Annotated in this window: 18 protein-coding genes; 4 read left to right on the plus strand and 14 right to left on the minus strand. The window is 65.7% G+C overall.

Features of this window, described 5'->3' with window-relative positions; all coding sequences use genetic code 11:
• Positions 1–5: 5 nt before the first annotated feature.
• On the minus strand, positions 6–2,285 hold the full coding sequence (gene uvrC, locus V8683_RS09630) for an excinuclease ABC subunit UvrC (RefSeq protein WP_411189027.1): 2,280 nt from the start codon (positions 2,283–2,285) through the stop codon (positions 6–8).
• Between the two features lie 206 nt (positions 2,286–2,491).
• Here uvrC and earP point away from each other — a divergent pair, with 206 nt between their 5' ends.
• The 4 genes from earP (at position 2,492) to V8683_RS09650 (ending at position 6,563) form a co-directional block, all read left to right on the plus strand.
• A complete protein-coding gene (earP, locus tag V8683_RS09635) occupies positions 2,492–3,679 on the plus strand; it encodes an elongation factor P maturation arginine rhamnosyltransferase EarP (RefSeq protein ID WP_411189026.1) in 1,188 nt (395 codons plus the stop codon).
• Between the two features lie 183 nt (positions 3,680–3,862).
• Positions 3,863–4,420 (plus strand): elongation factor P, encoded by a 558-nt coding sequence (gene efp, locus V8683_RS09640; protein ID WP_411189025.1) that lies wholly within the window; start codon positions 3,863–3,865, stop codon positions 4,418–4,420.
• A gap of 266 nt (positions 4,421–4,686) precedes the next feature.
• A complete protein-coding gene (locus V8683_RS09645) occupies positions 4,687–4,896 on the plus strand; it encodes a CsbD family protein (protein ID WP_411189024.1) in 210 nt (69 codons plus the stop codon).
• A 287-nt stretch (positions 4,897–5,183) separates the two neighbouring features.
• Positions 5,184–6,563: a sigma-54-dependent transcriptional regulator gene (locus V8683_RS09650; protein WP_411189023.1), complete on the plus strand. Its 1,380-nt coding sequence runs from the start codon at positions 5,184–5,186 to the stop codon at positions 6,561–6,563.
• Between the two features lie 78 nt (positions 6,564–6,641).
• Here the strand turns inward: V8683_RS09650 and nagZ are convergent, their stop codons facing one another.
• From nagZ to rpoE, 13 genes are all read right to left on the minus strand, one after another.
• Positions 6,642–7,685 carry a beta-N-acetylhexosaminidase gene (gene nagZ / locus V8683_RS09655; RefSeq protein ID WP_411189022.1) on the minus strand — a complete coding sequence of 348 codons (1,044 nt, stop codon included), beginning with the start codon at positions 7,683–7,685 and terminating at the stop codon, positions 6,642–6,644.
• A gap of 62 nt (positions 7,686–7,747) precedes the next feature.
• Positions 7,748–8,155 carry a holo-ACP synthase gene (gene acpS, locus V8683_RS09660; protein ID WP_411190510.1) on the minus strand — a complete coding sequence of 136 codons (408 nt, stop codon included), beginning with the start codon at positions 8,153–8,155 and terminating at the stop codon, positions 7,748–7,750.
• Positions 8,156–8,221: 66 nt separating this feature from the next.
• Positions 8,222–8,986, minus strand: coding sequence for a pyridoxine 5'-phosphate synthase (gene pdxJ / locus V8683_RS09665; RefSeq protein WP_411189021.1), 765 nt, complete (start codon positions 8,984–8,986; stop codon positions 8,222–8,224).
• Complete coding sequence (recO, locus tag V8683_RS09670) at positions 8,983–9,954, minus strand: DNA repair protein RecO (RefSeq protein ID WP_411189020.1); 972 nt, start codon at positions 9,952–9,954, stop codon at positions 8,983–8,985. The genes pdxJ and recO overlap by 4 nt, the downstream gene beginning before the upstream one ends.
• Positions 9,941–10,846: a GTPase Era gene (gene era / locus V8683_RS09675; protein ID WP_411189019.1), complete on the minus strand. Its 906-nt coding sequence runs from the start codon at positions 10,844–10,846 to the stop codon at positions 9,941–9,943. The genes recO and era overlap by 14 nt, the downstream gene beginning before the upstream one ends.
• A gap of 63 nt (positions 10,847–10,909) precedes the next feature.
• Positions 10,910–12,019, minus strand: coding sequence for a ribonuclease III (gene rnc / locus V8683_RS09680; RefSeq protein WP_411189018.1), 1,110 nt, complete (start codon positions 12,017–12,019; stop codon positions 10,910–10,912).
• A 133-nt stretch (positions 12,020–12,152) separates the two neighbouring features.
• Positions 12,153–13,046, minus strand: a complete 894-nt coding sequence (lepB, locus tag V8683_RS09685) for a signal peptidase I (RefSeq protein ID WP_411189017.1) — start codon at positions 13,044–13,046, stop codon at positions 12,153–12,155.
• A gap of 30 nt (positions 13,047–13,076) precedes the next feature.
• Entirely contained in the window at positions 13,077–14,870 is a 1,794-nt protein-coding gene (gene lepA / locus V8683_RS09690) for a translation elongation factor 4 (protein WP_411189016.1), read from the minus strand.
• 117 nt (positions 14,871–14,987) lie between these two features.
• Positions 14,988–15,251, minus strand: coding sequence for a glutaredoxin family protein (locus V8683_RS09695; RefSeq protein WP_411189015.1), 264 nt, complete (start codon positions 15,249–15,251; stop codon positions 14,988–14,990).
• Complete coding sequence (locus V8683_RS09700; RefSeq protein WP_411189014.1) at positions 15,248–16,774, minus strand: DegQ family serine endoprotease; 1,527 nt, start codon at positions 16,772–16,774, stop codon at positions 15,248–15,250. Before V8683_RS09700 ends, V8683_RS09695 begins: the two co-directional genes overlap by 4 nt.
• Positions 16,775–16,794: 20 nt before the next feature.
• Positions 16,795–17,853, minus strand: coding sequence for a MucB/RseB C-terminal domain-containing protein (locus V8683_RS09705; protein WP_411189013.1), 1,059 nt, complete (start codon positions 17,851–17,853; stop codon positions 16,795–16,797).
• A gap of 5 nt (positions 17,854–17,858) precedes the next feature.
• Positions 17,859–18,494, minus strand: a complete 636-nt coding sequence (locus V8683_RS09710) for a sigma-E factor negative regulatory protein (RefSeq protein ID WP_411189012.1) — start codon at positions 18,492–18,494, stop codon at positions 17,859–17,861.
• Positions 18,495–18,570: 76 nt separating this feature from the next.
• Positions 18,571–19,170, minus strand: a complete 600-nt coding sequence (gene rpoE / locus V8683_RS09715; RefSeq protein ID WP_028215987.1) for an RNA polymerase sigma factor RpoE — start codon at positions 19,168–19,170, stop codon at positions 18,571–18,573.
• Between the last annotated feature and the right edge of the window lie 32 nt (positions 19,171–19,202).

Genomic DNA, 19,202 nt, shown 5'->3' on the forward strand with positions numbered 1-19,202 from the left:
CGGGTTTAGTGCAGTTGCTGGTAGATCTGCTCCGCGAGCGAGCGTGAAATGCCCTCGACGCTCGCGAGATCCTCGACGCTCGCCGCCATCACCCCGCGCAATCCCCCGAAGCGCGCGAGCAGACGCTGGCGGCGCTTCGCGCCCACGCCTTCCAGCTCCTCGAGGCGCGAAGTCTGGCGCGTCTTGCCGCGCTTCGCACGCATGCCCGTGATCGCGAAGCGGTGCGCCTCGTCGCGGATCTGCGCAACGAGCATCAGGGCTGCGCTCTCCTTGCCGAGTTCGAGCGGCGAGCGGCCGTCGGCGAACACCAGCGTCTCCAGGCCCACCTTGCGCCCTTCGCCCTTGGCGACGCCCACCAGCATCGCCGGATCGAGCCCCAGCTCCGTGAATACCTGGCGCGCGACCTCCACCTGCCCCTTGCCGCCGTCGATCAGCACGATATGCGGCAGCGTGCCGCCCGTCGCCGCGGGTTCGGCGCCCTCGGGGCTTGCCATCGGACCGGAGGCGTCGCCGCCTGGCTGCGCCGCGGCCTCGTCCGCCTCGTTCTCCGCCGCCTGCGCCACCATCTTCTCGTAGCGGCGCGTGAGCACCTGGCGCATGGCGGCGTAGTCGTCGCCCGGTGTGATGCCGGTGATGTTGTAGCGGCGGTAGTCGCCCGACTGCATCTTGTGATGGTGATAGACCACGCACGAGGCCTGGGTCGCCTCGCCCATCGTATGGCTGATGTCGAAGCATTCGATGCGCAGATGCGCGAGGTCGTCGGGTTCGAGCCCGAGCAGTTGCGCGAGCGAGCGCGTACGAGCCTGCTGCGAACCCTGCTCAGAAAGCAGCCGCGCCAGCGCGAGGCGCGCGTTCTGCTCCGCCATCGCAAGCCATGCGCGCTTCTGCCCTTGGGGCTGGCGCACGAGCGTTACCTTGTGGCCGGCCTGCTCGGTGAGCACCTCGACGAGTTCGCGGTTCGCGGGCGGATGGCTCACCACGAGCACCGGCGGCACGCGATTGCCGAAGTAATGCTGCGCGATGAACGCGTCGAGCACCTCGGATTCGATACCCGTCGCACGACGCTTGCGGCCCGCGGACGACGACGCCTCTTCGGCCGACGCCGCCTCATCGGTAACGTCATCGGTAACGTCATCGGCAGCTTCGTCGGTCTCGTCCGCCTCTTCACCGCCCACGCCTTGCGCCTCGGGCGGCAGGTCCGCGGCAATGGCGAGCGGATCGGGCATGGCCCCGACGGCGTCCATCTCGTCGGTCTCGCCTGCCGGCTCGCCATGCGGCGCGTCGGCCGCAAGGCCCGCGGCCGCTTCGAGCGCCCGCCTCGCCATGGCCGGCAGCGCGGTCAGCGCCGATGCCGCCAGCACGGCGTCGCCGTCCACTGCCTCCGCGACGCCGCCCTCCTCGTCCGTCAATACGCGTTCGACGTGCGCCGGGAAGTACGCCTTGTCGCCCAGATGCCGGCCGCCGCGCACCATCGCGAGGTTCACGCAGACGCGCCCGCCCAGCGCCACCACGGCGAGAATGTCGACGTCGCTTTCGCTGCCGGTCTCGATTGCCTGCTGGTGCAGCACGGTGGAGAGCGCGCTCATCTGGTTGCGCACGGATGCCGCCTGCTCGAATTTGAGCTCGGCGGCAAACGCGTGCATCTTCGTTTCGAGCTCCTTCATCACTTCGTTCTGCCGCCCGAGCAGGAACCGCGACGCGTTGCTCACGTCGCGGGCGTAGTCCTCCTCGCCGATCGCGCCGACGCACGGCGCCGTGCAGCGCGCAATCTGATGCAGCAGACAGGGCCGCGTGCGATTGCTGAACACCGAATCTTCACAGGTGCGCAACTGGAACACGCGTTGCAGGATCTGGATGCTCTCGCGCACCGCCGAAGCACTCGGGAACGGTCCGAAGTACTGGTTTTTGCGATCGACGGCCCCGCGGTAGTACGCCATGCGCGGGAACTTATGCCCCGTCAGCTTGAGGAACGGATAGGACTTGTCGTCGCGAAAGAGGATGTTGTAGCGCGGCGTCAGCGCCTTGATGAGGTTGTTTTCGAGCAGCAGCGCTTCGGCCTCGGAGCGCGTCACCGTGGTTTCGATGCGCACGATGCGCGTGACCATCATCGCGATGCGCGGCGAAAGCAGCGTTTTGGTGAAATAGCTCGATACGCGCTTCTTCAGATCTCGCGCCTTGCCGACGTACAGCACCGCGCCCTGCGCGTCGTAGTAGCGATAGACGCCAGGCAGGTGCGGCAGTTGCGAGAGCGCCTTCTTGGGGTCGAAAACGTCGGAGTCGGTCATCCAGTAGTCGGGTATTCGGGGGGAGGGCTGTCGCCCGTCTCAGCGCGTTCAGGTCGGCCACGCACGGGCCCGGCGGTGTCTTAGAATTGCAAGTTTAGATCATTCCGCGCCGGGCCGAACCGCGCTCGGGGGACGAGCGTGTCCGTGCTCGCCGTCCGCCGCGCGAGGCACGAAACACCCCCACCGCACCGCCCGGCCCGCCCGCCATGACCAACGCCATGCTGCCCACCGAAGCCGACTCCCCCTCCACCGTCGCCTGCGACATCTTCTGCGCGGTGATCGACAACTTCGGCGACATCGGCGTCTGCTGGCGTCTTGCCCGCCAGCTCGCCAGCGAGCACGGCTGGGAGGTGCGCGTGTTCGTGGACGACCTGCACGCGTTCGCGCGACTTTGCCCCGCGCTCGACATTGCCCGCGCGACGCAAACCGTCGAGGGCGTCGTCGTCGAGCACTGGCACGCGCCCACGCATGCCGGCGAGACGCTGCAGATCGCCGATGTCGTGATCGAGGCGTTCGCCTGCGAACTGCCGCCCGTCTACGTCGCGGCAATGGCAGCGCGTACGCGCACGCCGGCGTGGCTCAACCTCGAATACCTGAGCGCCGAGGACTGGGTCGCCGACTTCCATTTGCGGCCCTCGCCGCATCCGCGCTATCCGCTCGTCAAGCACTTCTTCTTTCCGGGGCTCGGGCCGGGAACCAGCGGCGTGCTCAAGGAGCGGGATCTCGACGCCGCCCGCCTCGCCTTCGAAAGCTCGGCCGAAGCGCGTGCAGCCTGGTGGCACGATACGGCCGGCGCACCGCCGCCAGCACCCGATGCGACCGTGATTTCGCTCTTCGCCTACGAGAATCCGGCCATCGACAGCCTGCTCGCCCAGTGGCAAAACCACGCGACGCCTGTCGTGCTGCTGGTCCCGCAGGGCCGCATCTCGGGCGCCGTGGCGCGCTTCTTCGGCCTGCATGCGTTCGAGCCCGGTGAGCAAGCAATGCGCGGGGCGTTGCATGCGCACAGCCTCGCCTTCACGGAGCAGCGGGGCTACGACCCGCTGCTGTGGGCGAGCGACCTGAACTTCGTGCGCGGCGAAGACTCGTTCGTGCGCGCGCAGTGGGCGGCGAAGCCGTTCGTCTGGCACATCTACCCGCAGGCCGACGACGCGCATCTTCCCAAGCTCGATGCCGCCCTCGAACACTATGCCCGGCCGCTGTCCACCGCGGCACGCAGCGCGCTGGAGGCCTTCTGGCACGCGTGGAACGGCCGCGGCACGCCGGACTGGCCCACGTTCGCACACCATTTGCCCGATTTTTCGGCGCGGGCCGCAAGCTGGGCCGAGGAACTCGCGCGACCCGGCGACCTCGCCGGAAATCTCGCCGAATTCGCAAAAACTCAGTTAAAATAAGCGGTTATCCGACGGCAGCCGTCTCAAGCGGGTTGACTGCAAGGTTCACTGCAGCGATTCAAGACGGCAACTCCCTCGAGCATCCCGCCGCAACCGCTCCCTTTTTTGGAGCGTCCTGCGAACGCGCTTGCGACGTTTGCCGTCGAGCACACTGAAGCTATTTAATCTGGACAGGACTGTTTTATGAAGACCGCACAGGAACTCCGCGTCGGCAACGTCGTGATGATCGGTAACGACGCCATGGTCGTGCAACGGGCCGAGTACAACAAATCGGGCCGTAACGCCGCCGTCGTGAAGATGAAGTTCAAGAACCTGCTGACCGGCGCCGGCATGGAAACCGTGTACAAGGCGGACGACAAGTTCGACGTCGTCGTGCTGGACCGCAAGGAAGTGACGTACTCGTACTTCGCCGACCCGATGTACGTGTTCATGGACGCCGACTACAACCAGTTCGAAGTCGAAGGCGAGATGATGGGCGACGCCCTGAACTACCTCGAAGACGGCATGGGTTGCGAAGTCGTGTTCTACAACGAGAAGGCCATCTCGGTCGAACTGCCGACCACGCTGGTGCGCGAAATCATCTACACGGAACCGGCCGTCAAGGGCGATACGTCGTCGGGCAAGGTCATGAAGCAGGCCAAGCTGAACACGGGTTTCGAGCTGCAAGTGCCGCTCTTCTGCAACATCGGCGACAAGATCGAAATCGACACGCGCACGAACGAGTACCGCAGCCGCGCGTAAGCGCCGCCTCGGGTCGCCGCTTCTGGCCATACTCACCGGCGGCGCCGCGTTCATGCGCGGCGAGTGGATCCGGCAGGAAAGCGCCCTTTGGGGCGCTTTTTCTTTTTTTCCCAAGCGTGTATGTTTGTGAATGCCACGGGAAGTCTTTACCGGTCCGCGCCGCGCACGGGAATCATGCGGCGCGCCGGGAACGCACCATCCGCGGCACGGTTTCTGCTGTGCCGGGTTCAGTCCTCGCGGGACATGAACCCAATCAGGAGAAACCCATGAACAACGACATCGCAGAAGGCAAGTGGAAACAGTTGATCGGCAAGGCCAAGGCCGCCTGGGGCGAGCTGACGGACGACGAGCTGATCAAGGCCGAAGGACATGTCGACCGGCTTGCCGGTCTGATCCAGGAGCGTTACGGCAAGACCCGTGACGAAGCCGAGCAGGAAGTGCGGCGCTGGGTCGAGGCACATCGGCCGCGCAACTGACGCGCCCTGGCATGGCTTGCACGGGCCGTCTCCCTGCCGGATGCATTTTGGGGGTAGTACGGCCGCGTGGCGCGGCCTCCCGTCCGGCATTGCCGGGGGAGGCCCCGCGCGCCGTCGCCATTCTGGAGGACCGGATCTGAAACGTCTGCATCGAGTTTGCCCGCTGGACCCTGACGCTCCGTGCCGCGCCCTGCACGGCGCGCCGCTGCGCATCCGGACTGTGCGGCGGGCGCTTGCGCCTGATTGCGTCTGATTCCGCCTCCAATTATCCGTAACGCCGCCTCGCCATGCCACATGCCCTGATTGTCGAAGACGATCCCAACAGCCTGTCCGGCCTGTCCGCGATCGTGGCCGCCGACGGCTTCTCCGTCGATACCGCGGCCACGCTCGCCGAAGCCCGAGCCGCACTCGCGCGCTTCATCCCCGACGTCGTGCTCGTCGATCTGAATCTGCCCGACGGAAGCGGGCTCGAACTGCTCCCTCACCTGCCCGCGCAACCCAGCGGCGCCCTGCCCGTCATCGTCATGACCGGCAACGCCACGGTCGAAAGCGCGATCGAGGGCCTGCGCCACGGCATCTGGGACTATCTGCTCAAACCGGTCAACATTCCGCGCCTGCGCAGCCTGCTCGCGCGCATTCCGCGCCCCTACGAGCTCACCGAGGAAGTCCGGGTGCTGCGCTCGCTGCTGCGTCAGATCGGCCGCTTCGGGCCCATGCTCGGGCGCAGCAGCGCGATCCAGCGCGTGTACGACACGCTCGAGCAGCTTGCGCCCACCGAAGCCGCGATCCTGATCCAGGGCGAAGCCGGCACCGGCAAGGAAGTCGCGGCGCGCACGCTGCACCAGTTGAGCCGGCGCCGCAAAGCCCCGTTCGTGGTGTACGACGCCCGCGCGGTCGGCTCGGAAGCAGCGAACGGCCGGCCGCTCGCGAGCCTGCTGTTCGGCCACGAGCGCGGTGCATTCGAAGGCGCGGAACAGCGCGAGCCGGGACTCGTCGGCGAGGCGAGCGGCGGCACGCTCTTCATCGACGAACTCATCGACCTGCCGCGCGATCAACAGACCGCCCTCCTGCGCGCGCTCGATTCCCAGACCTTCATGCGCGTGGGCGGCAGCAACGAGGTCGGCACGGACTTCCGTCTGATCGCGGCCACGCGCGCCGTGCCGCGCGACGCCGTCGCGCAGGGCCTGTTGAACGAGGAACTGTGGCTGCGCCTCGACGCCGCCGCGCTCATGCTGCCGCCGCTGCGCGAACGCGAGGAAGACGCGGCGCTGCTTGCCGCAGCCTGCGTCGACGAGTTCAATCAGGAGGCCCACGCCCGCGGCGGCGCGGCGACACGCCTGATCGCGCCGTCGTTCATCCGCGAGTGCCTGGCCTACGACTGGCCCGGCAACGTGCGCGAACTGCAGGAGCGCGTGCGGCTCGCCTGGGAAGCATCCGGCGACGTGCTGGAGACCTTGCAGGCCGAAGAAAGCAGTGGCGCGCGCCCGCGCGACGTGAACGGCGGCCGCGTCCAGGTCACGGTGGGCACACCGCTCGCCGACGTCGAGGAGATGCTGATCCGCGCGACGCTCGACGCGGTGGGCGGCACGCGGCACCGCGCGGCGTCGCTGCTCGGCATCAGCCCGAAGACGCTCTACAACAAGCTCCAGCGGATGCGCCTGAACTGAACGCAAGCCCACTGCTACCGGTGTGGAAATGCAAATGGCCGCCCGAGGGGCGGCCATTTGCATTCAAGCGTTCCAGTTTTACGGCAGCACGCTGCGCAACAACGTCTGGGCCGACAGATATGCGGGTTCCGCGATCAGCCGGTCCCAGCGCAGCGCCTTGCCGCGCGGACGCAACCGCCGGATGCGTTTCGCCGACTCGAGGCGCATGGCGCGCGACGGCTCCACGACGCGCAGCGAATCCAGCACTTTCTCTGCCTCGTCGGGCTGGTTGCAGATCAGCACCATGTCGCAGCCCGCTTCGAGCGCGGCGCGCGCGCCCTCGGTCAGCGTGCCGCCCTGGCGTGCAGCCTCCATCGAAAGATCGTCGCTGAAGATCGCGCCCGTGAAGCGCAGCTTGCCGCGCAGGATCTCCTGCACCCAGATGCGCGAGAACCCGGCCGGCTTCGAATCGACTTTCGGATAGATCACATGCCCCGGCATCGCGGCGGCGAGCGAAAGGCCGAGCCAATCGTAGGGCATCGCGTCTTCGCCGAGGATCGCCTCGAGTGGCCGGTCGTCGATCGGCACCGCCACGTGCGAGTCGGCCTGGGCCCAGCCGTGACCCGGGAAATGCTTGCCGCAGTTCGCCATGCCCGCCAGCGAGAGACCGTGGTTCAGGCTCTTCGCGAGCAGCGTGACGACGCGCGGATCGCGATGAAACGCGCGGTCGCCCACGACCTTCGACTGGCCATAGCCAAGATCGAGTACGGGCGTAAACGAGAGGTCGATACCGCACGCGAGCAGTTCGCTCGCGAGGATGTAGCCCACGGCCGTCGCGAGCTTCGTCGCGAGCAGCACATCCTTGTCCCACAGTTCGCCGAGGCGCCCCATCGCGGGCTGCACCGTGAAGCCGTCGGTGCGAAAGCGCTGCACGCGACCGCCTTCGTGGTCGACGGCGATCAGCAGGTCGTCGCGCACGGCGTGAATCGCGTCGGTCAGCGCGACGAGCTGCGCGCGGTTTTCGTAGTGGCGCGCAAACAGGATCACGCCGCCGGTCATGGGGTGGGCTAGGCGACGCACATCGTCGTCGGTCAGCGTCTTGCCGACCACGTCGAGCATCACCGGTCCAGGGAGTTTCTTCATTGAGTCTTCTTGCGTAGAAGCTGCGCGACGGCGGCCGCGCAGCGGGGAATTCGGCGGACCTGTCAGCCCGCGGATTTGCTGGTTTCTGCGATGACGAACGACACCGCGTAATCGTGCTCGTCGCTGATCGTCACGCGCATCGTGATGCCACGCTCGTCGAGCCACTGCGCGAGCGGCCCGGAGGCGACGATCACCGGCTTGCCGCCGGGCTCGTTGAGCGTCTGCACCGAGCGCCAGGTCATGGGCATGTGCATGCCGAGGCCGATCGCCTTCGAAGCCGCCTCCTTGGCCGAAAACCGCGTGGCCAGATAGGCGAGCCCGCGGACGGCCGAGCGCGCCTTGCGCGCCTCGTACACGGCCAGCTCTTCCGGACCGAGCACGCGCGCGGCAAAGCGCCCCTCGGTGCGCTCCATGACCGCCGCGACGCGGCTGACCTGAATGATGTCGGTACCGATGCCGTAGATCGCCATGGGCTCCTCGTCGAAGTGCGGCTGCGCGCCGTGGCGCGGCCGTTGTGGCATGACCGTCGCGCCGGATTACGCGCGCGCGCCGAGACGCGCCGCGACCATGATCGCCTTCATCTCGCGAACGGCATTTTCCCAGCCCGCGAAGACGGCGTGCGCCACGATCGCGTGACCGATGTTCAGTTCGTCGATGCCGTCGATGGCGGCAATCTGCTGCACGTTCGTGTAATGCAGCCCGTGGCCCGCATTGACCTTGAGACCAAGACCGATGCCGCAGTTCACGCCGACCACCACGCGCTCGTACTCGCGCTCCTGCTCGCTGGCGTCATGGGCTTCGGCATAGCGGCCGGTATGCAGCTCGATCACGGGCGCGCCGGTCTCGTGCGCCGCGCGGATCTGCGTCTCGTCCGGGTCGATGAAGAGCGAGACGCGGATGCCCGCGTCCGCCAGTTGCCGGCACGCGCCGCTCACGGCATCGAAATGGCCGGCGACGTCGAGACCGCCCTCGGTCGTCAGTTCCTGGCGCTTTTCGGGCACGAGGCAGACATCCTGAGGCTTGATGTCGCAGGCAATGTCGAGCATCTCGGCCGTCACGGCGCATTCGAGGTTCATGCGCGTCTTCAGCAGCGGGCGCAGCCCGCGCACGTCGGCATCGACGATATGGCGGCGGTCTTCGCGCAGATGCAGCGTGATGACGTCGGCGCCCGCGTCTTCGGCGAGCAGCGCCGCGCGGATCGGATCGGGGTAGGCGGTGCCGCGCGCGTTGCGCAGCGTCGCGACGTGGTCGATGTTCACACCGAGATCGATCACGTTGGGAGAGGTGAGAAAGAAGCTCATAGATTCTGCAGGTCGATCAGGATCTGGCGCGTCGCGAGCGGCGTGCCGCCAAGGTAAGTATTCAGCAGGAAACGCATCAGCGCCTTGCTCTGCGCGACGGTCTGGGGACGATGGTAATCGTCCTGCTCCATGTCGAGCAACGTCTGTCCCGCCAGCACCGGCCACTGCGCCGGCCATTCGTCCGACGCCTCGCGCACGCCGCGCTCGGGGTCGAACACGTAGCGGCCTTCCGCCACGACGGTCTTCCGGTTCACCGTGCGGTTCAGCGCCAGCGCATAGCCGGTCTCGCGCAGCAGCACGCGCTCGAAAGAGCGCAGAACCTGCACCGGCGGCTCGTCGTGCGCGAGGCGCGTGAGCGTCACGACATAATGGCGAAACAGGCTGGGATGCGGGTCTTCGCGCGCGCAGAACTTCACGAGCAGTTCGTTCACGTAGAAGCCGCACAGAAGCGCATCGCCGGTGAGCGGCAACATGCCGCCCACCCATTCGGCGCCGGTGAGCGTGCGGACTTCGCCCTTGCCGGTCCACGAGAGCGTGAGCGGCTGGAACGTCTGCAGCACGCCGCGCAGCGCCGAGTGCGGACGCTTCGCGCCCTTCGCGACAAGCGCGATGCGGCCGTGGTCGCGCGAGAGGACGTCGATGATGAGGCTGGTTTCGCGGTACGGGTAGCTATGCAGCACGAAGGCCGGCTGCTCGGCGACGCGGAAATCCGACGACACGCCGCGCGGCGCACGCGGCGCCGACACACGGCGCGCGGACTCGCCTTCGCCGTCGTCGCTCCGGGCCGCCGGCCGCGCTTTGGCGGCGCGCTTGCGGCGCGGCGCCGACGGTCCAGGCGCGGACGAATCAGCCGCGGCCGGTTTGGGCTCGGCCAGCGGCGCGGCCGGGACGTCCGCGTCGTCGCGCGAAGCGTCGACCGCTTCCCAGTCGTCGTGAATGCTTACGGCCTCGCCGTCATTCATACCCATAGGCGCGCAGCCCGGCTTCGTTGTCGGCCCAGCCGCTCTTCACCTTCACGAAGGTTTCGAGATAAACGGGACCGTCGAACAGTTTCTCCATGTCGAGCCGCGCCTCGGTGCTGATCTGCTTGAGCTTCGCGCCCTTCTGGCCGATCACCATCGCCTTCTGGGTGTCGCGCTCGACGAGAATCGTCGCGAAGATGCGGCGCAGCCGGCCTTCCTGCTCGAATTTGTCGATCAGCACGGTGCTCGTGTAAGGCAACTCGTCGCCGGTCCAGCGGAACACCTTCTCGCGCAGGATCTCGGCCGCGAGGAAACGCTCGCTGCGGTCGGTGAGATCGTCTTCGCCGTAGATCGGCTCGCCTACGGGCAGATACGGCTTGAGCGTTTCGAGCAGGTGCTTGATGTCGTCCTGGTTCTTCGCCGAAAGCGGCACGATCTCGCGGAATTCGCGCAATTTCTGCACTTCCTGGATGAACGGATAGAGCGTGGCCTTGTCGCTCACGCGGTCGATCTTGTTCGCGATCAGGATAGTCGGCGCGTTCGGCGGAATCAGATCGAGCACCTTCTGGTCGTCGGGACCGAACTTGCCCGCTTCGATCACGAAGAGCACCGCGTCGACGGAACTCAGCGTCGACGTCACGGCGCGGTTCAACGAGCGATTGAGCGCTGTGCTGTGGCGCGTCTGAAAGCCGGGCGTGTCGACGAAAACGTATTGCGCGTCGTCGATCGTGTTGATGCCCGTAATGCGATGGCGCGTGGTCTGCGCCTTGCGCGACGTGATGCTGATCTTCTGGCCGACCAGGGCATTCATCAGCGTCGATTTGCCGACGTTCGGCCGGCCGACGATCGCGACCATGCCGCAACGAAAACCGGCAGGAGTGGAAATGGGAGCGTTCATGATCGGACCGGACAAAAAAGCGTTGAGTGCAGCGACCGCGCGCGAGGCGCGCACGGGTTGGGATCAGTGGCCGGCATCGGCCGCGCGCACGGGCAGCGCGACAGCATGGTCCTCGGCCGCGGTTGCGGCCGGATGGGCGGAATGGCCAGGCAGTGGCGCTTCGGCGGCATCGCGACCGCGAGCCGCGGGCCGCGACTCGGCGGCCTGCGGACCGGTTTCGGCGCGCTCGGCGGTACGCGGGCCGCCCTTCTCCTTCTCGCCCGGACGTTCCTGCACGTGCGCCGCGCGAATGACGGCGACAGGCGCCGCCTGCGGCGGCGGAACACGATCGATTGCCTCGGCCGGCGCGGGCTGGCGCTCGCTGCGCTGGGCACGCTCGCGGCGCTCCGGCGTACGCAGATCGAGCGCGCCCTGCACGCCCGTCACGCCCGGCACCACCTCGGGCTCCGCGCGTGCGGCGCGCGCGCCCTTCGAGCGGCGCGGCCTTGCGGCCAGCGCCGGCGCCGCCGCCATGACCTCGTCCAGCGCCTTCTTGGCCGCGGCTTGTTCGGCGGCGCGACGGCTCGCGCCCGAACCGGACACCTTCACGTCCAGCTTCGGCACCGTGCACTCGACTTCGAACTGCTGATTGTGCGCCGCACCATGCGTCGCGATAACCGTGTAGGTAGGCAGTGCGATCTTGCGGCCCTGGAGATATTCCTGCAGCAGCGTCTTCGAATCCTTGCCTAGCGTGCGCGGGTCGATGTGATCGAGGATCGGTACATAAAGACGCTTGATGACGGTCTGCGCGGCGTCGAAACCGCCATCGAGGAAAATCGCCCCGAAAATGGCTTCCAGCGCGTCCGCGAGAATCGACGGGCGGCGAAAACCGCCGCTGCGCAACTCGCCTTCGCCCAGGCGCAGGCCGTCCGCAATATTGAGGGCCTGAGCAATTTCGTAGAGCGACTGCTGTTTGACCAGGTTCGCGCGCACGCGCGAAAGGTCGCCTTCGTCCAGCTTGCCAAAGCGTTGGAACAATAGGGCCGCCACCGCGCAATTCAGGACCGAATCGCCGAGAAACTCGAGGCGTTCGTTATGCGTGGCACTGTGACTACGGTGGGTTAAAGCCTGGCGCAACAATTCCGCATTGCGAAATTCATAGCGCAACCGGCTTTCCAGCGGAGATAGGGGCATGGACAGAGTATAACGCGCCCGCCCGTCCCGGCGAAAACCCGGGGCGGCCGGCGAAAAAGCGTGGATGTTGCGAGGTTAGCGCGGTTTCTTCAAGTGGCGCGCGAAGACTTCGCGCGTCTCGATGACAGGGTCGTCACTCGAACGGACCGATGCGCTTCAGGCTGCTGAAGTTCATCCAGATGAAGAACGCGCGGCCGACGACGTTCGCGTCGGGCACGAAGCCCCAATAGCGGCTGTCGGCGCTGTTGTCGCGGTTATCGCCCATCATGAAGTAGTGGTCCGGCGGCACCTTGCAGATCACGCCGCGCGCGTTGTACTGGCAGTTGTCGCGATACGGATAGTCTTCCGCGCCGATAATGAACGGCGGCACCGCGGGGTTGTTCAGGATGTTGTTCTTGCGGCCGTCGAGGTCTTCGGTGAACTGCTTCGCATAGCCGATGCGCTCTTCGTCGAAGTAGTCGGGCTGCGCCGTCTCGGGCACGGGCTTGCCGTTGATCGTGAGCTGCTTGTCCTGATATGCGACCACGTCGCCCGGCAGGCCGATCACGCGCTTGATGTAGTCGACCGACTCGTCCATCGGGTAGCGGAACACGACCACGTCGCCGCGCTCGAGCGGACGGCCCTGCGTGATCTTCGTATTCGTGATCGGCAGGCGGATACCGTAGTCGTACTTGTTCACGAGGATGAAGTCGCCCACGAGAAGCGTGGGCACCATCGAGCCCGACGGAATCTTGAACGGCTCCACGACGAACGAGCGCACGAGAAACACGATCAGGATCACGGGAAAGAAGCTCGCCGTGTACTCGAGCCACCACGGTTGACGCAGTTTCTCGTTGCGCAGGTTCTGACGCGTGACGGCCGCATTTTCGTCGGCGAAGCGCTCGCCAACGCGCGCCTGCTGGCGATCGAACTCCGCGACCGCCGCATCGGCGGCGAGGCGCCGGCGCGGCACGAAAACCAGTTTGTCAGCAACCCATGCAATGCCCGTCAAAACCACGAGCACAAAAAGGATCAGCGCAAAATTCATGTAGTTATCCGTTATTCAACGTGATGCGTCTTATTTGTCTTCGACGCGCAGGATCGCAAGGAAGGCTTCCTGCGGAATTTCCACGGAGCCCACCTGCTTCATCCGCTTTTTGCCTTCCTTCTGCTTTTCGAGCAGCTTCTTCTTGCGCGTGATGTCGCCGCCGTAACACTTGGCCAGCACGTTCTTGCGCAGCGCCTTGATGTTCTCGCGGGCGATGATGTGCGCGCCGATGGCCGCCTGGATCGCCACGTCGTACATCTGGCGCGGAATGATCTCGCGCATCTTCGCCGCCACTTCACGGCCGCGGTACTGCGACTGCGAACGGTGGACGATGATGGACAGCGCATCGACCTTGTCGCCGTTGATCAGCATGTCGACCTTCACCACGTCCGAGGTGCGGTACTCCTTGAACTCGTAGTCCATGGACGCATAACCGCGCGACACCGACTTCAGGCGGTCGAAGAAGTCGAGCACGATTTCCGCCATCGGGATCTCGTATGTGAGCTGGACCTGGCGGCCGTGGTACTGCATGTTGATCTGGCTACCGCGCTTCTGCGTACAGAGCGTGATGACCGAGCCCACGTATTCCTGCGGCATGTACAGGTTCACCGTCACGATCGGCTCGCGAACTTCGGCGATCTTCGAGGGCTCCGGCATTTTCGCCGGGTTCTCGACCTTGATCGTGCTGCCGTCCTGCTGCACGACCTCATACACCACGGTCGGCGCCGTGGTGATGAGGTCCATGTCGAACTCGCGCTCGAGCCGCTCCTGCACGATTTCCATGTGCAGGAGGCCGAGGAAGCCGCAGCGGAAACCGAAGCCGAGCGCCTGCGAAACTTCGGGCTCGTACTGCAGCGATGCGTCGTTGAGCTTGAGCTTTTCGAGCGACTCGCGCAGTGCGTCGTACTGGTTCGCCTCGACCGGATAGAGACCTGCGAACACCTGCGGCTTCACTTCCTTGAAGCCCGGCAGCGGCTCTTCGGCCGGCTTCGTGGCATGCGTGACAGTGTCACCCACCTTGGTCGCGGCGAGTTCCTTGATGCCGGCAATGATGAAGCCCACCTGCCCGGCCGAGAGCTCGTCCAGATTGCGCGACTTCGGCGCGAACACGCCGACGTGCTCGACCGGATACTGCGCACCGGTCGCCATCAGCTTGATCTTGTCCTTCGGGCGAAGCGTGCCGTTGACGATGCGCACGAGCATCACCACGCCGACGTAATTGTCGAACCACGAGTCGATGATGAGCGCCTGCAGCGGCGCTTCGGGATTGCCCTTCGGCGCCGGCACCTTCGCGATCAACGCTTCGAGCACGTCTTCCACGCCGAGGCCGGTCTTCGCGCTGCAGCGCGTGGCGTCGGTCGCGTCGATGCCGATCACGTCCTCGATTTCCTCGATCGCGTTTTCGGGGTTCGCCGCGGGCAGGTCGATCTTGTTGAGCACCGGCACGACTTCCACGCCGAGCTCGATGGCCGTATAGCAGTTGGCGACCGTCTGCGCCTCGACGCCCTGGCTCGCGTCGACGACAAGCAACGCGCCCTCGCACGCGGAGAGCGAACGGCTCACCTCGTAGGAGAAGTCGACGTGGCCCGGCGTGTCGATGAGGTTCAGGTTGTAAATTTTGCCGCTACGTGCCTTGTACGAGAGCGCAGCAGTCTGCGCCTTGATGGTGATGCCGCGCTCGCGCTCGAGATCCATCGAGTCGAGCACCTGAGCTTCCATCTCGCGGTCGGACAAGCCGCCGCAAAGCTGGATGATGCGATCGGCGAGCGTCGACTTGCCATGGTCGATGTGCGCAATGATCGAGAAGTTACGAATATGATCCATTCAGTGCCGATCAAGCGAAAAAGGCGCGCCCCAACGATTGCTGGGCACGCCTCGTAAACAGATGAAAAACCGGACTATTTTAGCCGAAAAGGGGTGCCGACGGCAGGTTTCGGCGTATCAGGCACGCATCCCGAGCGCCTCGCGCAGGCGCGTTTCGTCAAGGCGATAGCGACAAAGCTCCACGCCGTCGCATACGAGAACCGGTACGAGCTCGTCGTAGCGCGCCTGCAGCGCAGGGTCGGAATCGACGTCGATCACGTCCACCCGCGCCCCGGCTGCCGCGGCCAGCGGCTCGACCGCCGCGCGCATTTCCTCGCAAAGATGGCACCACGCGCGGCCGTACAGCACGAGCTGCGGCACCACCGCGCGCGGCAAGGTCACTTCTGCCCCGCACTGCGCGGCCGAAGCGGCACGAACTGCGTATTGTCGCCGCGCCGCACGAGCACCGCCACCATCTTTTGCGGATCGAGATGCGAGGTGGCTTCCTCGAACTGCTTCGCGCCCGTGATGTCGGTGTCGCCCACGCGCAGAATGATGTCGCCCTTCTGCAGTCCGGCGCGGGCCGCCGGGCCATCGACCGAATCGACCTGCACGCCGCCCTTGATCTTCAGTTGCGCGAGCTGGTCGGACGGAATATCGACCACCGCGAGACCGAGCGCGTTCGCAGCCCGCGGCTTCGGCTGCGGCGCCGACTTCTCGTCGGCCTTCGCGGTCTTGTCGCCCTGCGTTTCGGCAATCGTGATCGGCAGGTCGCGTGTTTGACCCTTGCGCCATATCGTCACGGTCGCTTTGGTGCCGGGCTTCGTGTCGCCGACCATGCGCGGCAGGTCGGTGGCCGTATCCACGGACTGACCGTTGAACTTCAGAATGATGTCGCCCGGCTGGATGCCGGCCTTGTCGGCCGGGCCGCCCGACTCGACGCTCGACACCAGCGCGCCCTGCGCCTTCGGCAGGCCGAGCGAATCGGCCACGTCCTTTGTCACTTCGCCAATCGCCACCGCAATGCGGCCGCGCGTGACCTTGCCCGTCTTTTCGAGCTGGTCGGCCACGCGCATCGCCTCGTCGATCGGAATCGCGAACGAAATGCCCATGAACCCGCCGGTGCGACTATAGATCTGCGAGTTGATGCCGATGACTTCGCCCTGCATATTGATGAGCGGGCCGCCCGAGTTGCCGGGGTTCACGGCGACGTCGGTCTGGATGAACGGCAGATAGTCGCCCGTGTCGCGCCCCTTGGCGCTGACGATGCCCGCCGTCACGGTATTCTCGAGTCCGAACGGCGAGCCGATCGCGACGACCCATTCGCCGACGCGCAGCTTGTTCGAATCGCCGATAGTCACGGCCGGCAGGCTGTTCGCCTGGATCTTCACGACGGCGACATCGGTGCGATCGTCCACGCCGACGAGCTTTGCCTTGAACTCGCGCTTGTCCGTGAGCGTGACGTAAATGGTGTCCGCGTCGTCCACGACGTGAGCGTTCGTCATCACGTAGCCGTCGCTCGACAGAATGAAGCCCGAGCCGACGCCGCTGTTCTGCTCGCTATCGCTGCCGCTGTCGGGAGGTGCCGCATCCTGATCGCCGCCCTGGCCACCCTGGCTGCCCTGCCCGCCCTGGCTACCGTGAGGCGACTGCCCCTGCGGACTCTGCGGCAGCGGAATACCGAAGAAGCGACGGAAAAACTCCGACATGTCGCCGTTGTCCATACCCGGCGGCAAGCCAGGCTGTGCGGAACTCACGCGCGTGGTCGTGCGGATGTTGACGACGGAAGGCCCGACCTTGTCGACGAGATCGGTGAAGTCGGGCAGATTGGCAGCGGGTGCCGCCGACGCCACCTGCGGCGCGAACGGCAGGCAAGCCGCAACCACCGCGGCTGCGAAGAATTTGCGCAGCGGGAGAATCGTCATATCGTAGTCAGCCGAAGGATTTACCTGGGAGCCTTGTATTCTATGGCAGACGCGAACTGCTGCAACGTGGTCTGGGGCACCTCGCCGAGCACGGTAATCCAGTAATCGCCGCGGCGCTTCACGAGCACATGGGTTGCCCCGTTGCTGCCCGAGCCTTCCTTGCGGCTATTGTTCTCGGCGGGCTCGACGAAAACGGAAATCGCGGCGAGACCGTCGGAGAAGACGGCCTGATCCACGGGGATGGGCGGGTCGTTCGAATCCCGCGCGGCCATCGGACGGCGCAGTTCGCGGATCTTGTGGAAGCCGGGGACGGGCGAGCCGAAACTCCAGCCTTGCGCCTCCATGTCCACCGGCTCCAGCGGCGGATGCACCACGGTCCAGCCGGCGGTGTTCATGCCGTTGACGATGGAAGCCTTGTCCGACGGCACGCCGATCTGGACCTGGGTGAACGACAACTGCTCGAGCACTTGCCCGTTCGACGGATCGAGCGTCTGCGCGCGCAGCAGCAGTCCGGTCTTCGCGTCGGCCCAGAGTTTGTAGGCAAAACGATAGCCGTCCTTCGGATCGAGTTCGACGATCTGGCTGTCGATGCCCGCGACACGATCGCCGCCGAGCGCCTTCGGCGTGTAGACGATCAGGACCTGAGCGCCACTGGAGCTGAGGAGCGCCGGGAAGGCGTCCTTGTTCTGGCGCTTCTCGACCACGCAGAGCTTGCGCTCGGGCACGAAGGTATAAACGTCGTCGTTGTGGCGCAGCAGCTTGCGCGGCTTGCCGTCGAGGCTTTCGATCTGCTCGTACTCGCCGTCGTTCTTCGTGGCGTAGTGCGTGATATGCGACGACTGTACGAAGGCCCCGCGTTGATAGACAAAGGTGCCTTCGTAATTCTGCTGCTGGGCGGCCTGCTGGATGCGGTCCAGCCATTGGGCCGCACCCTGAGGTGTGGTGAGATCGGCCGCCGGCGCGCCTTGCGCGTCGGCCCGGTTGGCCACAGACAGAGCGGTCAGCATTACGGCCACACAGCACAGGAATGCCGGCAGCCGCCCCCAGAGTGTCGTTTTATTGAACCGCAATGTCTGCATCAAACTTACTGGCCTTGCGTGGTGAGGGCAGCCCGGACGAACGGCATCGAATCCGCCATCGCCGGTTGCTGCGCGAACTGCTGGTGAGCTTCCAGATACTCGTCCAGACGCGCGTCGCGAATGATGTTGCCGTCCTGCACGGCAGCCGTCTGCACGGGCGCCGAATTCATCGCCACGCGCTGCATGCCCTGTGACGACCCGACCGACGCGACCTGTGCCCCGCCGCTCGCCAGACCCGCACCGCGCATCTGCGGCACGACGATCCAGGTGAGAGTGGCAGCGGCCGCGGCAACGGCCAGCGTGGGCACGACGCGGTGACGCAGCGCGAGAATACGCCCGACGCGGCTCGCGCCTTCGCGTGCGGCCGGCAGCGCCGCAGGGGCGAGCACGTGCGGCTCGGCCTCGAAACGCGCGGCGAACCCCGTCATGAACGACCGGCTCGCGGCCGTGCTGAGCGCGAGATCGTCCGAGCGCAGCACGTCGCCGATCAGGTGATACTCCGACCAGGCGGCGCGGCCTTCCTGATCGAGTTCAGAAAAGATACCGCTCAGATGCTCTTCGACGGTGAGTTCCCCGTCGATAAAGGCGGACAGACGCTCGCCGTGCGAGCTTGACACCGACTGCATCGAGACCGATCCCATGATGCTCCCCATTCCCTTACAGACCCTTTATGACACTAACCCGGTGAATCGCATCCGTGCCCCGCAGGCGGCTGGCTTACCAGCGCTTGCCTTCCGGTGTGTCCAGCAGCGGACGCAATTTTGCCGCAATGGCTTCGCGAGCGCGGAAAATTCTTGATCTGACGGTACCGATCGGGCACCCCATCATCTCAGCAATTTCCTCGTAGCTCAAACCTTCAATTTCCCGAAGAGTAATGGCGGTGCGCAGCTCTTCCGGTAAAACCGCCATGGCAGCGTTGACCGTCTCTGCGATCTGCTTGCTCATCAACATCGACTCGGGCGTGTTGATATCCCTTAGTTGATCGGCGTCCGAGAAAGTTTCCGCTTCTTCTGCATCCGCTTCGGTGGAAGTCGGAGCGCGTCTTCCCTGGGTCGCAAGGTAATTCTTGGCCGTATTGACCGCAATCCGGTACAACCACGTATAGAAAGCGGATTCGCCGCGAAACTGCGGCAGCGCCCGGTACGCCTTGATGAAGGCGTCCTGGGCCACGTCCTCGACCTCGGCGGGATCCCGCACGAGGCGCGAAATCAGCCGGATGATCTTGCGGTGGTATTTGGAGACCAGAAGCTCGAACGCGGCCTTGTCGCCTTTTTGCACGCGCTCGACCAGCACCTGGTCGATTTCTTTTTCGCTCACCTGAAAAATCCGTTAGCTCATGGTAGACGCGG

It is taken from the genome of Paraburkholderia sp. AV2, from assembly GCF_054968425.1.